Source organism: Specibacter sp. BI4 (assembly GCF_056680095.1).
This window is the reverse complement of record NZ_CM155265.1, coordinates 2,969,520-2,985,229: the sequence shown is the minus strand read 5'-3', so window position 1 is coordinate 2,985,229 and position 15,710 is coordinate 2,969,520. Positions and strand designations below refer to the sequence as shown.

The window sequence follows — 15,710 nt, the reverse complement described above, 5'->3', positions numbered from 1 at the left end:
GCCTGGGAGCCTGTGCCGCGCTGCTTTGTCAGACCCTGCCCCTACATTGACACTTAGCAAGGATTGCATGAAAATCCAGCGCCGGTGGGGGACTCTTCGTCTTCCCGCTTCACTCGATATCAGGAGCAACATCTCATGGGGAATGAAACCATGGACCCGCAGCAGGCGTCCTTCCAAGCGCCGCCGTCGCAGTATCCGCCCGCACACATGCCGCCCGCCGGCGGTCCCGGGTTCCCTCCTCCGGGGCAGTTCTCCCCGCAGGCGCCGGCAGGCAACAAGGGCGCCGGAAAGGCATTGGCCCTGACAGCATTGATCCTGGCGATCGTCTCGCTGCTGCTGTGCTGGATCCCGATCGTCAACAACCTGGTGTTTGTACTTGGGTTGCTTGCCTTGGTGCTCGGCATTGTCGCGCTTGTCATCTCCGCCCGGAAAGGCTCCAAAGCCAAGGGCATGTCGATCGTCGCTCTCGCTATTGCAGTGGTCTCCCTTGTCGGAGTCCTCGCGTCGCAGGCCTTTTATTCGGCAATGCTCGACGACGTCAGCAATGCCATCAGCGACAGTGCCGACGGAGTGGTGGACACCAACGCCAAGGACCAGAAGAAGGCCGACGCCGAAGCGCTGGCCTTGGGTGCGATGGGTCAGGTTGGCAATGAGTATGAAGTCACCGTGAACGCAATCAATTCCAATGCCGGTGATGCAATTGTTGCGGCCAACGAATACAACGAACCGGCCACGGGCCAGTACGTGCTGATAGACGTGTCGGTGAAGTACGTTGGGGCCGAGGAAGGCGATCCGTGGATCGACCTCGGGGTCAAGTTTGTCGGCAGCGATGCCCGCCAATATTCCTCCACCACTTGTTTGGCAGCACTGGAAAAGACGGGCTTTGACGTTCCCACGCTCGAGAACGGCGGCTCGGGCGAGTACCAAGTTTGCATGGACGTTCCCCCAGAAGCCGTGGCGGGGGCCAAGGTCTACGTGGAGCCCACACTGTCATTCAAGGACAACCAGCGCGTCTACTGGAACGCCGGGTAGTCCCCGCACGCCGGGTTCACTACGCGCAGATGAGAGGTGGACCGGTCGGTGCGACCGGTCCACCTTCCGTTAAGGGGCTACTTCCGCCTGCGGCAGAGCACGACGACGATGCCCAGAACAGCCAGCACTGCCAGGACAGCCGGACCAAATCGCTTGGCCAGCACCGGCAGCACCGCCGAGCCCAGATCCAGTTCCGCGGCCGCTGCGGCAGGCGGCACAACGTGGCGCGGTGCCTGGCTGGCGGTGGTCGGAGCACTGCTGACAGCCGGTTCGCCATCTGGCTGGCCATTGGCAGAGGCAGCTGTCGCTGCCGGTACGGGTGCAGGGATTGTGCCAGTACCGCCGGACGATGCAGCCTGTGGCTCCTGCCCCGCAGAAACCTCAGCGGCCGGGCTTGGTGCGGCTTGGCTGCCTTCGTCGGTGCCGCCTTCGTCAGCGCCACCATCGTCCCGGCCCGCGTTGCGGATCACGCACTGCACGAACTGCTCGAGCAGTTTGTCCGAAATGTCCTGGATGACACCCCGGCCAAACTGGGCCGGCTTGCCCGTGACGTTCATGTCCGTGGACACATCAACTGTGGTGCCGTCCCCGGCGGCAGCCAGAACTGCCGTTACCGTGGCGCCGGCCGTACCGTTGCCGCGCTTGTCCTTGCCCTGGGCCTCAATGACCACCGTGTGGGTGGACTCGTCGCGGGAGAGGAACTTCCCCGTGCCCGCATACATCATGGCGATGGGGCCGAGCTTGATCTTGACTGTGCCGGTAAAGGTGTCGCCTTCGACCCCGGTTAACGTGGCACCCGGGAAACAAGGGGCGATCTCCTCCAACTGGTTGAAGGAGCGCCAGGTGTCCTCGAGGGAACTTGGAACTGTGAAGTGGTGTTTGAGTTCCATAGTCCTCTTATGCCTCCGCCATGTGCAGGCCGGCCCGCTGCATGCCGGCAGCGGACAGCACGGCCCGCTTGGCAAGCACAGTGGCCAGATGCCGCCGGTAGTCGGCGTCCCCGTTGATGTCGCTGGCGGGTTCGGTGCCGTCGGCTGCATGCAAACAGGCTGCTGCGATGGCCTCCTCAGTCAAGGCACAGCCTGCGAGCGCCTGCTCAGTGGACGTGGCTCGGAGTGGGGTGTTGGCCATGTTGGTCAGCCCCAGCCGGGCCTCGGCAATCACACCGCCTTCCACCCGGACCATGGCGGCCACGGCCACGATGGACCATTGCTGGGAGACCCGGGTGAACTTTTCGTAGTGCGCACCCCAGCCCGTGTATTTGGGCACCGTGATGCTGGTGAGGATTTCGCCCTCCTCCACAGCGGTGGTGAAGTAGCCCTGGAAGAAGTCGGCGGCATCCACCGAACGGGTGCCGCTGCCGGTTGACAGCGTGAACGTTGCCCCGGTTGCCAGCACCGCCGCGGGCATGTCGCCTGCCGGATCGGCGTGGACGAGAGCGCCGCCAAAGGTTCCGCGGTGCCGGACCTGGGGGTCGGCCACGGTGGCGGCCGCCATTTGCAGCAGCGGCACGTGGGCGGCCAGCAGGGGGTCGGTGGCCATCACGTGGTGCGGTGTCATGGCGCCAATGGTGAGGGATCCGCCGTCGTCAGTGATGCCCGAAAGGCCGGGGATCCTGCCCAGGTCGATGACCAGGGAAGGGTCTGCCATGCGCAGCTTCATGACGGGGATCAGGCTTTGGCCCCCGGCCAGCAGCTTCACGTCGTCCCCGGCCGAATCGGCGGCGGCCAAAAGGCCCAGCGCCTCCTCGACAGTCGTCGGCGCGGCGTAGTCAAATGCACTCGGAATCATTGCACTCCTCCAACGGTCTTGGCTTCCTGCAGGGCATGCCATACACGCGAGGGCGTGCACGGCATCTTGACATCCTTCACGCCGAGGTGGCGGATGGCGTCCAGCACCCCGTTGACGATGGCGGGGGTGGAGGCGATGGTGCCTGCCTCGCCCACGCCCTTGGCACCCAGCTGGTTGCTGGTGGCCGGCGTTTCCGTCCGGTCCGTGATGTAGTGCGGCAGATCCGGTGCACTGGGGACCAGGTAGTCCACGAACGATCCCGAGACCAGCGTCCCGGCGTCGTCGTAGACAGCCTCCTCGTACAGGGCCTGCGCGATGCCCTGGGCCAGGCCGCCGTGCACCTGCCCCTCAACGAGCATGGGGTTGACCACGACCCCGACGTCGTCCACGCACACGTACTTGAGCACATTGACCTGCCCGGTTTCGGTGTCAACTTCCATGGCCGCCAGGTGGGTGCCGTGCGGGTAGGAGAAGTTGACCGGATCGAAGGTGGCCTCGGAATCCAGGTTCGGCTCCACGCCGTCGGGCATGTTGTGGGCGGAGAACGCGGCAAAGGCGATCTCGCCCAGGCCGGTGGACGTCTCGGTCCCGCGAACGGTGAATGCGCCGTTGGCGAATTCGAGGTCGTCCTCGTTGGCCTCCATCAGGTGTGCGGCAATGACCTTGGCCTTTTCAATGACCTTGTCCGCCGCGGCCAGCACTGCCATGCCGCCCACCGTCAGCGAACGGGAGCCGTACGTGTCCAGGCCGCGTTGGGACACCTGCGTGTCGCCGTGCAGCACCTCCACGTTCTCAAACGGCACCCCGAGCCGGTCCGCGACGAGCTGGCTCCACGCCGTTTCGTGGCCCTGCCCGTGCGCCGAGGAACCTGTCACCACCTCAACATTGCCGGTGGGGAGCACCCGCACCTGGGCGTGTTCCCAGCCGCCAGCCGCATAGTTCAGCGAGCCGAGCACCCGCGACGGCGCCAGCCCGCACATCTCCGTGAACGTGGAGACACCAATGCCCAGCTGGACGGTCTCCCCGGCATCCCGGCGCCGCGTTTGCTCCGCCCGCAGCCCCTGGTAGTCAAAAAGGTCAACGGCCTTGGCGGTTGCGGCCTCGTAGTTGCCGGTGTCGTACTCCAGCCCGGCCACCGTGGTGAACGGGAACTCCGAGTGCTTGATCCAGTTCTTCTCGCGCAGCTCCAGCGGATCCATGTTCAATTCTGTGGCGAGCTCGTCCATCATCCGCTCGATGGCGAACGTGGCTTCCGGCCGCCCCGCGCCGCGATAGGCGTCGGTCCACGGCTTGTTCGTGAAGATGTTGTGGCACTCAAAGTGGTACGCCGGGAACTTGTAGATCGAGTTGTACATGAACGCACCCAGCACCGGGATGCCGGAGGTGATCAGGCCAAGGTAGGCGCCCATGTCGGCCAGCAGGTCCACGTGCAGGCCGGTGACGATGCCGTCCTTGCTGGCGCCGATCTTCAGCCGCTGCACCTGCGCCCGGCCGTGGTGGCCCACCTGCAGGGATTCGCTGCGGGTCTCGGTGTACTTCACCGGCTTGCCCATGCGCCGGGCCGCCAGCAAGGTGATGACCTCCTCCGGGGTGACCTGCAGCTTCCCGCCAAATCCGCCGCCCACATCAGGGGCAATCACGCGCAGTTTGCTTTCGGGGATGCCCAGCGTCAGCGCCAGCATGAGCCGCAGGATGTGCGGGATCTGGGTGGCGCTCCACATGGTGATCTGCTGGCCGGCGGGGTCAACCACGATGGACCGCGGTTCCATGAATGCCGGAATGAGCCGCTGCTGGTACAGGGTCCGCTCCACCACCACTTCCGAATTCGCCAGCGCCTCCGTGATGGACGTGCCAGTGCCTGCCTCGGCTGAATCAAACACCCAGGTGGCCGACTTGTTCGACTCCAGCGTGGTGTGCGCCAGCACCTTGTCGGTGGAGGCCTCCTCGAGGTCCATGACCACTGGCAGCTCGTCATAGTCAACATCGACAAGTTCGACGGCGTCCCGGGCGGCGGCCACGCTGCGGGCGACGATGACGGCGACGATCTCCCCGGAGAAGGCCACCTCATCCACGGCAATCGATGGATGGGCGGGGGCTTTTTGGTCAGGAGTGACGGGCCAGGCGTTGGGCAGCGAGCCCTGCTCGGCAGCCACATCGGCCCCCGTCAGCACCGCCATGACGCCGGGGGAGGCCTGGGCCGCCGAGACGTCGATGTTGGTGATCTTGGCGTGCGCGAAGGGGCTGCGCACCATGGCCAGGTGCAGCATGCCCGGCAGCACCATGTTGTCGGTGAAGCGGGAGCGCCCCGTGATCAGGTGCGCGTCCTCCTTGCGCAGGCGGGCGGAGCCGATTTCCGGACGCACCCCGTTTTCTGCCGTGGCGGTCATGACACACCTGCCGTTTCCGAATCGTTCCCGGCGGCTTCTTCCACGAGCGACTCGGCCACCGAGACGCCGGAGTCACCGTATTCCACGCCGTCCGCCACGGATTTCACGGCGGCCACAATGTTTTGGTAGCCGGTGCAGCGGCAGAGGTTGCCCTCGAGGCCGTCCCGGATCTCAGTTTCGGTGGGGTTCGGGTTTTCCTTCAGCAGCGAGGCCGACTGCATGATCATGCCCGGCGTGCAGAAGCCGCATTGCAGTGCGTGGCACTGGTGGAACGCCTCCTGCAGCGGGGCGAGCTTGCCGTTCACCGCCATGCCCTCAATCGTGGTGACCTCGTGCCCGTCCGCCTGCACGGCAAACATGGTGCACGATTTCACGCTCTCACCGTCCAGGTGGACTGTGCAGGCGCCGCAGTTGGTGGTGTCACAGCCAATCAGCGTCCCGGTCTTTCCCAGCCGCTCGCGAAGGTACTGGACCAGCAATAGCCGGGGTTCGACGTCGTCGGTGTACGCGACACCGTCAACTTCGACGTGGATGGATTTGGAACTCGCCATTGAGATCTCCTAGTTGCTATGGAGCCCATGCCAACCGGCCACGCTCCAGCCCATGATGTGTCTTACGTTACATGACGGCCCCGCGGAACGTTAGGGCCAGTTGTAGCGGGGTTTGTGCTAGCCGCCCGCGTCCTCGTGCTCGGCGTCGGCCATGGGCACGTGGTGGATGCGTGTGGCCATGTGGCTGAGCCGCCCGCCCTGCCCGCCCCACCGCTGCGAAATGATCTCCGCGGCGATCGAGACTGCGGTTTCCTCCGGCGTGCGGGAGCCCAGGTCCAGGCCGATGGGGCTGGAAAGCTTCTCAAGCTCGACGTCGGTCAACCCCGCCTCCCGCAGCCGGTCCAGGCGGTCGTCGTGGGTCTTGCGCGAACCCATGGCCCCGACGTACGCGACGTCGTGGCGCAGGGCCACCTCCAGCAGCGGCACATCAAACTTGGGGTCGTGCGTCAGCACGCAAATCACCGTGCGGGCGTCGATCAGTCCGGCGTCGAGCTGGGCCTGCAGGTACCTGTGCGGCCATTCCACCACCACCTCGTCGGCCACCGGGAAACGGGCCTTCGTGGCAAAAACGGCGCGGGCGTCGCACACCGTCACGCGGTAGCCGAGGAAGCTGCCCTGCTTGGCGACGGCGGCGGCGAAGTCGATGGCGCCAAACACGAGCATGCGCGGCTGCGGGGCAAAGCTGGCCACAAACACGCGCATGCCGTCGCCGCGCCGCTCCCCGTCCGGGCCGTACATCAGCGTCGTGTTGCGCCCGGCCGCCAGCAGGCCCATGGTGTCATCGCTGACGGCGTGGTCGGCGCGATCGCTGCCCAACGAGCCCTCAAATCCGTCCGGGTGGACCACCAGGTGCCGGCCCAGCCACGCCGGGTCAGGGTGCTCGATGACAGTCACCACTGCCACGGGCCGGTCGGCCTCCACTTCCGCGGCAACCATGGGCAGCTCCGGGAATGTCTCCTTCGAGACGGCTTCCACGAACACGTCGATGATGCCGCCACACGTCAGGCCCACCTCAAAGGCGTCGTCGTCGCTGATGCCGTAGCGCTGGAGCACGGGTGCGCCGTCCGCCACCACCTCCGTGGCGAGCTCATACAGGGCACCCTCCACGCAGCCGCCGGACACGGATCCCACCGCCCGGCCGCCGGCGTCGACCATCATGGAGGCGCCCGCCGGCCGGGGCGCCGAGCGGAAGGTGCGCACCACCGTGCCCAGCCCCACCGTGTGCCCGGACTCCACTGCCTCCACCAGGTCCTTCAACACTTCACGCATTGCCCATCATGCCCAACAACTCCTCGAAGCTCTTCATCGAATGGCCCCCTACAAAAGCGTCAACGTGCGGCAGGACGGCCCTGATTCCCTGCTGCACGGGTTCGTAACCGTTTTTTCCCCGGTGCGGGTTGGCCCAGATGACGCGCCGGGCCACATGGTGCAGCCGCTCCGCCTGCCGGCCCAGCAGTGTGGGGTCCCCGCGTTCCCAGCCGTCACTTGCCACAATGACGACGGCGGACCTGGCCACCGCGCGCTGCCCCCACCTGTCGTTGAAGGCCCGCAGGACCTCACCAAGCCTGGTGCCGCCCTGCCAGTCGGGCACTGTGCGCCCGGCCAGGGCGAGCGCGTCGTCGGCGTCCTGTTGCCTCAGTGCGGCCGTGACCCGTGTCAGGCGGGTGCCCAGCGTGAACACCTCGACTTGCTGCGGGGCGGCTTGGAGGACGTGGTGGGCCAGGCGCAGCAGGCTGTCAGCATAAGGTGCCATGGAGCCGGACACGTCGATGAGCCACACCACCCTTCGGAGTTTTCGGGGTGCCTTGCCGTATTTCAGCGGGCCGGGTTCGCCGCCCCGGCGCAGTTGTGCGCGCAGCGTGAGGACCCTGTCAATGGTGCCGTGGCGGGCTGTTCGGCGACGCCGGCTTGGGCGGCTGGGCAGCGTGAGCGGCAGTTCGGCAAACATGCGGTGCAGGAGTTCTCTGTCCGCGTCGTCGAGGGTGGCCACGTCGCGGTGGCGCAGCAGCTCACGGCGGCTGGCCACGACCTGCAGCGTTTCCTCTGCGGCGTCCTCGCGGCCGCTTCCGCCGTCGTCGTCCAGGGCTGCGGCCCTGACGGTGGTGGGCGAACCCTGTTGCGTCCCGCCCGGGGTGTGGGCCGGGGCAAACCAGCTCTCAAAGGTGCGCTGGAACGTGTCGAGGTCCTCGGGGGCTGCGCACAGCGTTGCCCTACCGGCCCAAAACACGTCGCTGCGGTGTTCCATGGACAGGTGCGCGACGGCGTCGACAAAGCTGCGGGACCGATCCGCCGTGACCTTCACGCCGGCGTTGCGCAGGGCCGTGGCAAAGGCCAGCAGGATCTCCTCGGGCGGGGCACCGCCGGGATGGTGTGCCACAGACACAGCCATTGCTCAGCCCAGCATCCTGGCCAGCGTTGCCGAGACCCGTTCGGTGTCTTCCCTGTATTTGCACAGCGCGCCGATGCTGGCGGCCGCCGATTCCAGGTCCAGTTCCGCGCTGCCGAGCAGGTGAAGTGCGCGGGCCCAGTCGAGTGTTTCGGCCACCCCTGGAGGCTTCATGACGTCGTCCGTGGCCCGTATTTGCTGCACGGCGCGGACCACTTGTTCGGCCAGCACCGCCGGCACCTGGGGCAGCCGGGTCCGCACGATCGCGACTTCGCGGGCCAGGCCCGGGTGGTCGATCCAGTGGTACAGGCAGCGGCGCTTGAGCGCGTCATGCAGGTCCCGGGTCCGGTTGGAGGTCAGCACCACGATGGGCGGGGTTGCGGCCTTGACGGTGCCGAATTCCGGGATGGAGACCTGGTACGTGGAGAGCACCTCCAGCAGGAAGGCCTCAAATTCGTCGTCGGCCCGGTCGATTTCATCGATGAGCAGCACGGCGGGGCTTTGTTGCAGCGCCTTCAGGATGGGCCGGGCCAGCAGGAAACGCTTGTCGTAGAGAGACTTCTCCAGTTCGGCGGTGCTCAGGTTCCCGCCGCCTGCCTCGACACTGCGCAGGTGCAGGATTTGTGCGGTGAAGTCCCAGTCGTACAGTGCCTGTGCGGCGTCGATGCCTTCGTAGCACTGGAGCCGGATGAGCGGGAGCTTGAACGCCTCGGCGATGGCTTCGGCCATGGCTGTCTTGCCGGTGCCGGGCTCGCCCTCCAGCAGGAGCGGCCGTCCCATGGCCATGGCCAGATACGCAATGGTGGCCAGGCCCTCGTCGGCCAGGTAGCCGGTTTCGGCCAGGCTGGCGGCAAGTGTGGACGCTGAGGCAGTGGACGTCGTCGTCATGCCCCCAGCATATGACCCCCGTCAACGCCAGCGCAGTGCCGGTCCCCTTTTCGCGGACGTGACGAGCCGTCCAGTGGTCCAGTGGTGCAGTCGGGCGGGCCGGCGCTGCCTTTTCGTGGTCACGGTCCCTGGAGCCGTCGAACCATGCGGCGGTACGCTGGAGGAAGCACGGCGGCCTGGACACGGCGATCAGGACACGGGGCCGCGGAAGCCCGCGGCCCCGTGCTGCACAGCCACGAGTCACTGCACGAACTAGCCGCTGCGGGAAGATGTGGGCGGAGGCAGCATGGACAGCATCTCGCTGTACCTCGACGTTGACGGCGTCGTCTGCCCGTACGCTCCAGCAGGCACCACGGACTGGGGGACCGAATGGCAGCGCGCCGGCGTCGGACAACTGGACGTCCAGTACGCCGCAGAACTGGTGGGCGAACTCAACGGGCTGTCGCATCGGCCGGGGGTGCGGCCCGTGTGGCTGACCAGCTGGGAGGAACTGGCGCCCAGGTACTTGTGCAGTGCCATTGGCCTGGACGGGCGGCATTGGCCCGTGCTGCGCTACAACCAGCAGCGACGCCGATACGACTGGTGGAAGCTGGAGGCCATCCGAGACGACGTTGGAAGGCAAGCCCCTGGACGGGCAATTTGGATTGACGACCAGCTCGACCTGGTCGAGGCTGCCGGTGCGTGGGTCAACAGACTGGCGCCGCGCATTTTGGGTGTTTGCCCGGATCCGCGGAGGGGCATTTCACGGGCCGAGCTGCAACATGTCAAGGACTTCCTGGAGCCCGGCATGGCTGTCGGCCCCCGAGCCGTGTGATGAGGGATGCTGTTGTCCCTGGACAGCGTCACCACCGGAGGCTGTCACGACTGGATTCCGTCACCACTGGATGCGGCGGAAATCCTGCAACAGCGTGGCGCCCCGTGCCGGATTCAGGGCCGCCACCCAGGAAATCCGGCCCAGCAGGTGGCCGCGAAAATCAGGGTACCCATTCCAGTTTTGCGATTCCGGACCGTGCACGCGGCAGTTGTGGACGATGGCCTTCAAACGGTCAAAGTCGGGGCGGGGAACATTGGTGTGCTCGTTGACCACCACCGAGGTCACACTTTGGCGGACTCCGGCCGGGCGCACCCGGGTTTTCAGCCGGTTGACGCTGTGCCCCTCATCCTCAACGATCGCGGTGGCGGCACGCACGAACGCATCCGCACGCCGCGCCATGTCGCGGCCGCCGCTGAAGGCGAGGTCGTCGGCGTACCTGGTGTAGCCGCCGTCGAACTTCTTGGCCAGGCCCGCAAGGCGTGAATCCAGGCGCCGCAGGGACAGGTTCGCCACCATGGGCGAGGTGGGCGCACCTTGCGGGAGGTGCGGGACCGAGAGCGCCCGGCGCAGGGCAAAGCGTTCGGACGGATCGCCGCCCGGAGGCATCTGGGACAACACACGCGGCGGAACCACATGGGTGGCGATGCCTGTCAGGCGGTGCGCCACGGCCTCCGTAAAACCGGATTGCCGCAGCGTGCCGAATACGCGTCCGGCCGTGACCTTGGCAAAGAAGGACACCAGATCCAGGTTCACCACCACGTGCTGGCCGGTGTGCCGCGCCGCACCCGTGGCGGCGCTGCGGCCCGGCACAAAGCCGTGGGCGGCATCATGAAGTTCCAGCGGATACAGCAGCTCGCGCAGGACGGTGCGCTGGATGGCGCGCAGGCGCGGGGCCGGAATCTCGAGCAGGCGGGGGAGCCTGCCCGGGCGCGTCCGCCATTCGTAGCGGTAATGCTGCAATGTGCGTGCAGCATGGCGGTTCCGGTGCTGCGTGTCGGCAAACCATTCGAGTTCGCCGCTGCCCAGGTGGAGCCGGGAGGCAAGGTCCGCCAGGGTGTCGATGCGGGGCGCACCCTGCAAGAGGTTGTCACGGGCGACGGTCGAAGCCAGCACGTAATTGGACAGGCGGATCGGCTTGCGCTGGTGGGCGGCCTTGGCGAGCGCCTCGACAAACGGTTCGCATTGCAGGACCAACGAGGCGAGTTCCCTCGGGGCATCGACCGGTGGCCGGGGGTATCCCCGCAGGACCTGCGCGGCCAGCGGTCCCAGCCAGCGCCGTCGTGCTCCCAGAACGTGGGCCCCGGCATCAATGAGGTCCGTCTTGGACCAGTCAGGGGAACCGAGAAAGGCCTGTGCCAGGGTTGAGGCAATGGCTGACGACGACGGGCGGGGCGTGCGCTTCAGGGTCGCCGAGGCGGCGGAAACGGCGGCTCCGGCGCCATGCTTGGAGGTCAGGGCTGCGATGGCTTCTCCGATGACCTGGCTGTCTGTGCGGGTGCGCAGCTGCGCGGAGCGCAGCGCCGCACCTGCGGTGCATGAATCAGGCAATACTTCGTGCCCCGGGGTAGCCCCGGGGAGGGATGCGCGACAAGGGACGCCTCCCGCCTCATCGAAGAAACCATCGCATACGGCCATGCTAACCGAATCTTCCACGGCCCTAGGCTTCCATGAAGCACCACGCGCGGACGCACCTTCCGCCGCTCCCGGCACTGGTGAACCGAATGCGTCATCAACTGACCGGGAGTGTCCCAGCTGCTAGGCTGGCTCGCATTGTGTGAGCCACGGCACCTCGGTCCCACCTGCTCGCACCTCCACAAGCCGGTGATCGCCGGCAGAGCGAAAGTGATGGCGTTGGTCAATAAAATCAGTTGGGGAATTGTCGGCCCGGGTGGAATCGCCCGGCGTTTTGCCGAAGAACTGCAACACAGCCGCACCGGCACATTGGTGGCGGTGGCGAGCCGCAGCCAGTCACGGGCGCAGGGCTTTGCCGCAGGTTTTGGGCCGGAGGTTCGCGCGTATGGAAGCTATCCGGAGTTGTTCGCCGATCCCGGTGTTGACGCTGTTTACGTTGCCACCCTGCACACCAGCCACGTCGCCCTGGCCATAGCTGCCCTGGAGGCGGGAAAGCACGTCATCTGTGAGAAGCCGGCTTCGGTGGACCACGCAGGGGCCATGGCCGTCATCGAGGCGGCCCGGCGGAGCGGACGCTACTACGCTGAAGGGTTCATGTACCGTTTCCACCCGCAGACAATCCGTTTCGTGGATCTTGTCCGGGACGGTGCCATCGGCGACGTGCAGCACATCGATTCAACCTTCTCCTTTGCCGCGGAGCTGCCATCCGGGCACCGGCTCATGGACGCCAACCTGGCCGGTGGCGGCATCCTGGACGTCGGCGGATACCCGGTGTCCACCGCACGCCTGCTGGCCGGCGCCGCAGCGGGGGCCGGTTTTGCGGAACCCGTCTCCCTGTCCGCGAAAGGCTCGATCGGTCCGAGCGGCGTGGATGAATGGGCCACCGCGTCCCTGGAGTTCCCGCACGGCATCACAGCACAGGTGAGCTGCGGCGTGAGACTGGCCGGGAGAAACGAAACCATCGTCCACGGCTCCCAGGGCACCATTACTGTGACGGATCCCTGGCTGCCCAGCACGGTGGACGGCTCCGAGATTGTTGTGGCCCGGGTGGGGGAGCCGGTGGCGACAATCCACATTGCCCCCGCGCACGCCTACGCACTTGAGGCTGACGCCGTCGCCGAGTTTGCCGCCCAGCAACAGAGCCCAAACATGAGTTGGGCAGACACCCTTGGCAATGCACGGGTCCTGGACAGCTGGCGATCCGCCATCGGCCTGCAATACCCCTTCGAGGCAGACACCGCACCGATTCCCACCGCCTCCGGGCGACCCCTGAAACCCCGCGACGACGCCGCCATGCCCTACGGCACTGTCGCAGGGGTGGAAAAGAAGGTCTCCCGCCTCGTCATGGGCTGCGACAACCAGGGAACCCTGAGCCACGCTTCGGTCATGTTCGACGACTTCTTCGAGCGGGGCGGAAACGCCTTCGACACGGCCTACATCTATGGTGGCGGCCGGCAGGAACAGCTGCTGGGCCAATGGGTTGCCAATCGCGGAGTCCGCGATGACGTTTTCATCATTGGCAAGGGCGCACACACACCGCACTGCGACCCGGCCTCGCTTGCACGGCAGCTTGACGAATCGTTGGACCGCCTGCAAAGCGATCATGTGGACCTCTACATGATGCACCGGGACAACCCCGAGATTCCCGTGGGCGAGTTCGTTGATGTTCTTAACGACCTGCTTGAGGAGGGCAAGCTGCGCGCCTTCGGCGGGTCCAACTGGACCCCGGCCCGCTTCGATGAGGCCAACGCCTACGCCGCCGAGCACGGCAAGCAGGGCTTTGCTGCGATGAGTGACCACTTCGGCCTTGCCCGTGCCCTGGATGTCCCGTGGGAAGGTTGCGAACACCTGACCAACAGGGAGGACCAGGCATGGCTGGCACGCACCGGAACCGCGCTCTTTCCCTGGTCCTCCCAGGCTCGCGGCTTCTTTGCCCGGGCGGACCTGGACGACACGAGCGACGCCGAACTGGTCCGCTGCTACTACAGCGACGACAACTTCCAGCGGCTTGCCAGGACGCGGCAGTTGGCAGCCGAGCTGGACGTGACCCCCACCGCGATTGCGCTGGCCTACGTCCTCGAGCAACCATTTCCGACCTTCCCGCTGATCGGTCCCCGCAGCGTCGAGGAAACCCGCACCTCGATGGCGGGGCTCGCCCTCAAGCTGTCCGATGACCAGGTGCAATGGCTGGATCTGCGCAACTGACTGCAGACCGGGAACAGAACACGGCGTCCGCATCGCCCCCGGTGGAGGTGATGCGGACGCCGTCGATCTTGTTGTTGTGCGGGTGGCTCAGGCTGATGCACAAGGCCTCGGTGGACTGTGCCTCGGCCTGATCCGGCTGGCCTCCCGGGCTAGTTCGCCCAGAACGGGTAGTCGGTGTACCCGGCTGCGCCCTCGGTGTAGAAGGTGCTGTGGTCCGGCTCGTTCAGCGGCAGGTCCTCAGCCCAGCGGCGGACGAGGTCCGGGTTGGCCAGTGCGGGCCGGCCCACCACGACGGCGTCCGCCCACGCTGCCGTGGCCTGGGCGTCGGCCAGGGTGGTGATGGTCTCAAAGCCGGTGTTCAACAGCACCGGACCGCCAAAGCGGGTCCTCAGGGTCTGGACGAGGTGGCCCGCCGGATCCTTGTGCAGCACGCTCAGACCGGCCAGGCCCAGGGGCGCAATGCCGTCCATCAGGGCCGTGTAGGCGGCCTCGGTGTCGGCCGGGTCAGTTTCAAGTGCGCCCTGGACGTTGTGCTCGGGCGAGATGCGCAGCCACGTCTTGTCGGCGCCGATGACTTCCGCCACCGCCGCAACGGTCTCGATGACGAAGCGGGCCCGGTTTTCGGGGCTGCCGCCGTAGGCGTCGCTGCGCTGGTTGGCTGACGGGGCCAGGAATTCGTGCAGCAGGTAGCCGTTGGCGCCGTGCAGCTCCACGCCGTCAAAGCCAGCGGCCATGGCGTTGCGGGAACCCTGCACAAATTCGTCGATGACGCCGGGGAGCTCTTCGGCCGTCAGCGCATGGGGGACGGGGTAGGGCTGCTTGCCTTCGTAGGTGCGGGTCACGCCGTCGATCGCGATGGCGCTGGGGGCGACAACGGTGCTTCCGCCGTTCGTGTCCGGGTGGGTGACCCGGCCGGAGTGCATGACCTGGGCGATGATGCGGCCGCCGTCGGCGTGCACGGCGTCGGTGACACGCCTCCAGCCGGCAATCTGTTCATCGGTGACGAGACCGGGTTGGCGGACGAAGGCCTGCCCGGCGAAGCTGGGGTACACGCCCTCGCTGGTCAGCAGGCCCATGGACGCGCGCTGGCGGTAATATTCAACAACGAGGTCCCCGGGCACGCCGTCACGGCCGGACCGGGAGCGGGTGAGCGGGGCCATGACCACGCGGTTGGGGAGTTCGAGGCCGCCGAGGGTCACGGGTGAAAACAGGTTCAAGGACTTCTCCAAAGTTCAGCTGACGGGATACTCCGGGCACAACCGCCACTGCCCTGCCTGCTATTCCCGGGTGTGCGGCAAGGCACTGCCGGGACGGCACGACGCCGGGAGGCCGGCTTCCCGGGGAAGGGCACCTTCCGTCGTCGTGCTTCAGACGCACGCAGGGCTGGCTTTCATGCCTCTTCAGGCGGGGGAGGAGGTTCCTCCAGCAGGTGCAGCTGTTCGGGGGTGTCGATGTCCGCGCCGTCCGTGTAAGGGCTGAAGTCCACCAGGTCAATTTCGTCCGGGTGCGCCGCCAAGTAGGCCCGGGCGCCGGAATCGCCGGTGGCCATGGCGGCAGCCGCGGTGGCGTGTGCCGGGGAGAACAGCACCGGATTGCCGCGCCTCAAGCCACCTTGTCCCGGCGCCCCGTGACCTGACCGGTAGGCGGCGGCGGTGATCCGGCCGGGCCTGTGCAGGGCCAGGAGGATTTCCACGAGCCCATGGTTCAGGCCCGGCTGGTCCACCAGTGCCACCAGCACCTGCCCCGCACCGGCGGCGGCAATCCCTGCGGCAAACGAGGTGCCCATGCCTTCACGCCAGCGGGGGTTTTCCACCACCATGCACCCGGGTGGCAGCGGGGTTTGGCGCACTTCCGCCGCGCCTGCTCCGATGACCACGACCACTTTCGCGCAGCCGCCCCGCAGCAGCTGGGTGGCGGCATGGTGCACAAGAGTGTGGCCATGGAAGGGCAGGAGCGCCTTCGGCCCGAGCCCCAGGCGGGTTCCGGCACCCGCGGCGAGCAGCACCGCCGTCGTCCCTGTCATG

Annotated in this window: 13 protein-coding genes; 3 read left to right on the top strand and 10 right to left on the bottom strand. The window is 66.8% G+C overall.

The annotated features are described in order from the left end of the window. Positions 1-135: 135 nt before the first annotated feature. Positions 136-1,032, top strand: a complete 897-nt coding sequence (locus AC1L6K_RS13705) for a hypothetical protein (protein WP_480949417.1) — start codon at positions 136-138, stop codon at positions 1,030-1,032. 77 nt (positions 1,033-1,109) lie between these two features. Here the strand turns inward: AC1L6K_RS13705 and AC1L6K_RS13700 are convergent, their stop codons facing one another. The 7 genes from AC1L6K_RS13700 to AC1L6K_RS13670 all read right to left on the bottom strand — a co-directional run bounded on the left by AC1L6K_RS13700 (position 1,110) and on the right by AC1L6K_RS13670 (position 9,035). Then, positions 1,110-1,922: an SRPBCC family protein gene (locus tag AC1L6K_RS13700; RefSeq protein ID WP_480949416.1), complete on the bottom strand. Its 813-nt coding sequence runs from the start codon at positions 1,920-1,922 to the stop codon at positions 1,110-1,112. Between the two features lie 7 nt (positions 1,923-1,929). Next, a complete protein-coding gene (locus tag AC1L6K_RS13695; protein WP_480949415.1) occupies positions 1,930-2,823 on the bottom strand; it encodes an FAD binding domain-containing protein in 894 nt (297 codons plus the stop codon). Next, entirely contained in the window at positions 2,820-5,210 is a 2,391-nt protein-coding gene (locus tag AC1L6K_RS13690; RefSeq protein ID WP_480949414.1) for a xanthine dehydrogenase family protein molybdopterin-binding subunit, read from the bottom strand. The genes AC1L6K_RS13695 and AC1L6K_RS13690 overlap by 4 nt, the downstream gene beginning before the upstream one ends. After that, entirely contained in the window at positions 5,207-5,761 is a 555-nt protein-coding gene (locus AC1L6K_RS13685; RefSeq protein WP_480949413.1) for a (2Fe-2S)-binding protein, read from the bottom strand. The genes AC1L6K_RS13690 and AC1L6K_RS13685 overlap by 4 nt, the downstream gene beginning before the upstream one ends. A 117-nt stretch (positions 5,762-5,878) precedes the next feature. Further along, positions 5,879-7,030 (bottom strand): XdhC family protein, encoded by a 1,152-nt coding sequence (locus AC1L6K_RS13680; RefSeq protein WP_480949412.1) that lies wholly within the window; start codon positions 7,028-7,030, stop codon positions 5,879-5,881. Further along, positions 7,023-8,150 (bottom strand): vWA domain-containing protein, encoded by a 1,128-nt coding sequence (locus tag AC1L6K_RS13675; RefSeq protein ID WP_480949411.1) that lies wholly within the window; start codon positions 8,148-8,150, stop codon positions 7,023-7,025. Before AC1L6K_RS13675 ends, AC1L6K_RS13680 begins: the two co-directional genes overlap by 8 nt. 3 nt (positions 8,151-8,153) lie before the next feature. Further along, complete coding sequence (locus AC1L6K_RS13670; protein ID WP_480949410.1) at positions 8,154-9,035, bottom strand: AAA family ATPase; 882 nt, start codon at positions 9,033-9,035, stop codon at positions 8,154-8,156. Between the two features lie 286 nt (positions 9,036-9,321). Here AC1L6K_RS13670 and AC1L6K_RS13665 point away from each other — a divergent pair, with 286 nt between their 5' ends. After that, a complete protein-coding gene (locus AC1L6K_RS13665) occupies positions 9,322-9,849 on the top strand; it encodes an HAD domain-containing protein (protein ID WP_480949409.1) in 528 nt (175 codons plus the stop codon). 60 nt (positions 9,850-9,909) lie between these two features. Here the strand turns inward: AC1L6K_RS13665 and AC1L6K_RS13660 are convergent, their stop codons facing one another. Then, a complete protein-coding gene (locus AC1L6K_RS13660) occupies positions 9,910-11,397 on the bottom strand; it encodes a reverse transcriptase family protein (protein ID WP_480949408.1) in 1,488 nt (495 codons plus the stop codon). 297 nt (positions 11,398-11,694) lie between these two features. Between AC1L6K_RS13660 and AC1L6K_RS13655 the strand changes: the two genes are divergently transcribed. Further along, positions 11,695-13,686 carry an aldo/keto reductase gene (locus tag AC1L6K_RS13655; protein WP_480949407.1) on the top strand — a complete coding sequence of 664 codons (1,992 nt, stop codon included), beginning with the start codon at positions 11,695-11,697 and terminating at the stop codon, positions 13,684-13,686. Positions 13,687-13,835: 149 nt separating this feature from the next. Here the strand turns inward: AC1L6K_RS13655 and AC1L6K_RS13650 are convergent, their stop codons facing one another. Then, positions 13,836-14,903 (bottom strand): alkene reductase, encoded by a 1,068-nt coding sequence (locus AC1L6K_RS13650; protein WP_480949406.1) that lies wholly within the window; start codon positions 14,901-14,903, stop codon positions 13,836-13,838. A gap of 173 nt (positions 14,904-15,076) precedes the next feature. Further along, the gene (locus tag AC1L6K_RS13645) at positions 15,077-15,709 is read right to left on the bottom strand and encodes a nucleotidyltransferase family protein (RefSeq protein ID WP_480949405.1); all 633 of its coding nucleotides are present in this window, start codon (positions 15,707-15,709) and stop codon (positions 15,077-15,079) included. Position 15,710 lies beyond the last annotated feature (1 nt).

Coding starts and splice junctions, on each gene's coding strand:
- AC1L6K_RS13680 (WP_480949412.1), bottom strand. CDS start 7,030: ATGCGTGAAGTGTTGAAGGACCTGGTGGAGGCAGTGGAGTCCGGGCAC.
- AC1L6K_RS13685 (WP_480949413.1), bottom strand. CDS start 5,761: ATGGCGAGTTCCAAATCCATCCACGTCGAAGTTGACGGTGTCGCGTAC.
- AC1L6K_RS13675 (WP_480949411.1), bottom strand. CDS start 8,150: ATGGCTGTGTCTGTGGCACACCATCCCGGCGGTGCCCCGCCCGAGGAG.
- AC1L6K_RS13655 (WP_480949407.1), top strand. CDS start 11,695: ATGGCGTTGGTCAATAAAATCAGTTGGGGAATTGTCGGCCCGGGTGGA.
- AC1L6K_RS13665 (WP_480949409.1), top strand. CDS start 9,322: ATGGACAGCATCTCGCTGTACCTCGACGTTGACGGCGTCGTCTGCCCG.
- AC1L6K_RS13695 (WP_480949415.1), bottom strand. CDS start 2,823: ATGATTCCGAGTGCATTTGACTACGCCGCGCCGACGACTGTCGAGGAG.
- AC1L6K_RS13690 (WP_480949414.1), bottom strand. CDS start 5,210: ATGACCGCCACGGCAGAAAACGGGGTGCGTCCGGAAATCGGCTCCGCC.
- AC1L6K_RS13700 (WP_480949416.1), bottom strand. CDS start 1,922: ATGGAACTCAAACACCACTTCACAGTTCCAAGTTCCCTCGAGGACACC.
- AC1L6K_RS13645 (WP_480949405.1), bottom strand. CDS start 15,709: ATGACAGGGACGACGGCGGTGCTGCTCGCCGCGGGTGCCGGAACCCGC.
- AC1L6K_RS13705 (WP_480949417.1), top strand. CDS start 136: ATGGGGAATGAAACCATGGACCCGCAGCAGGCGTCCTTCCAAGCGCCG.
- AC1L6K_RS13670 (WP_480949410.1), bottom strand. CDS start 9,035: ATGACGACGACGTCCACTGCCTCAGCGTCCACACTTGCCGCCAGCCTG.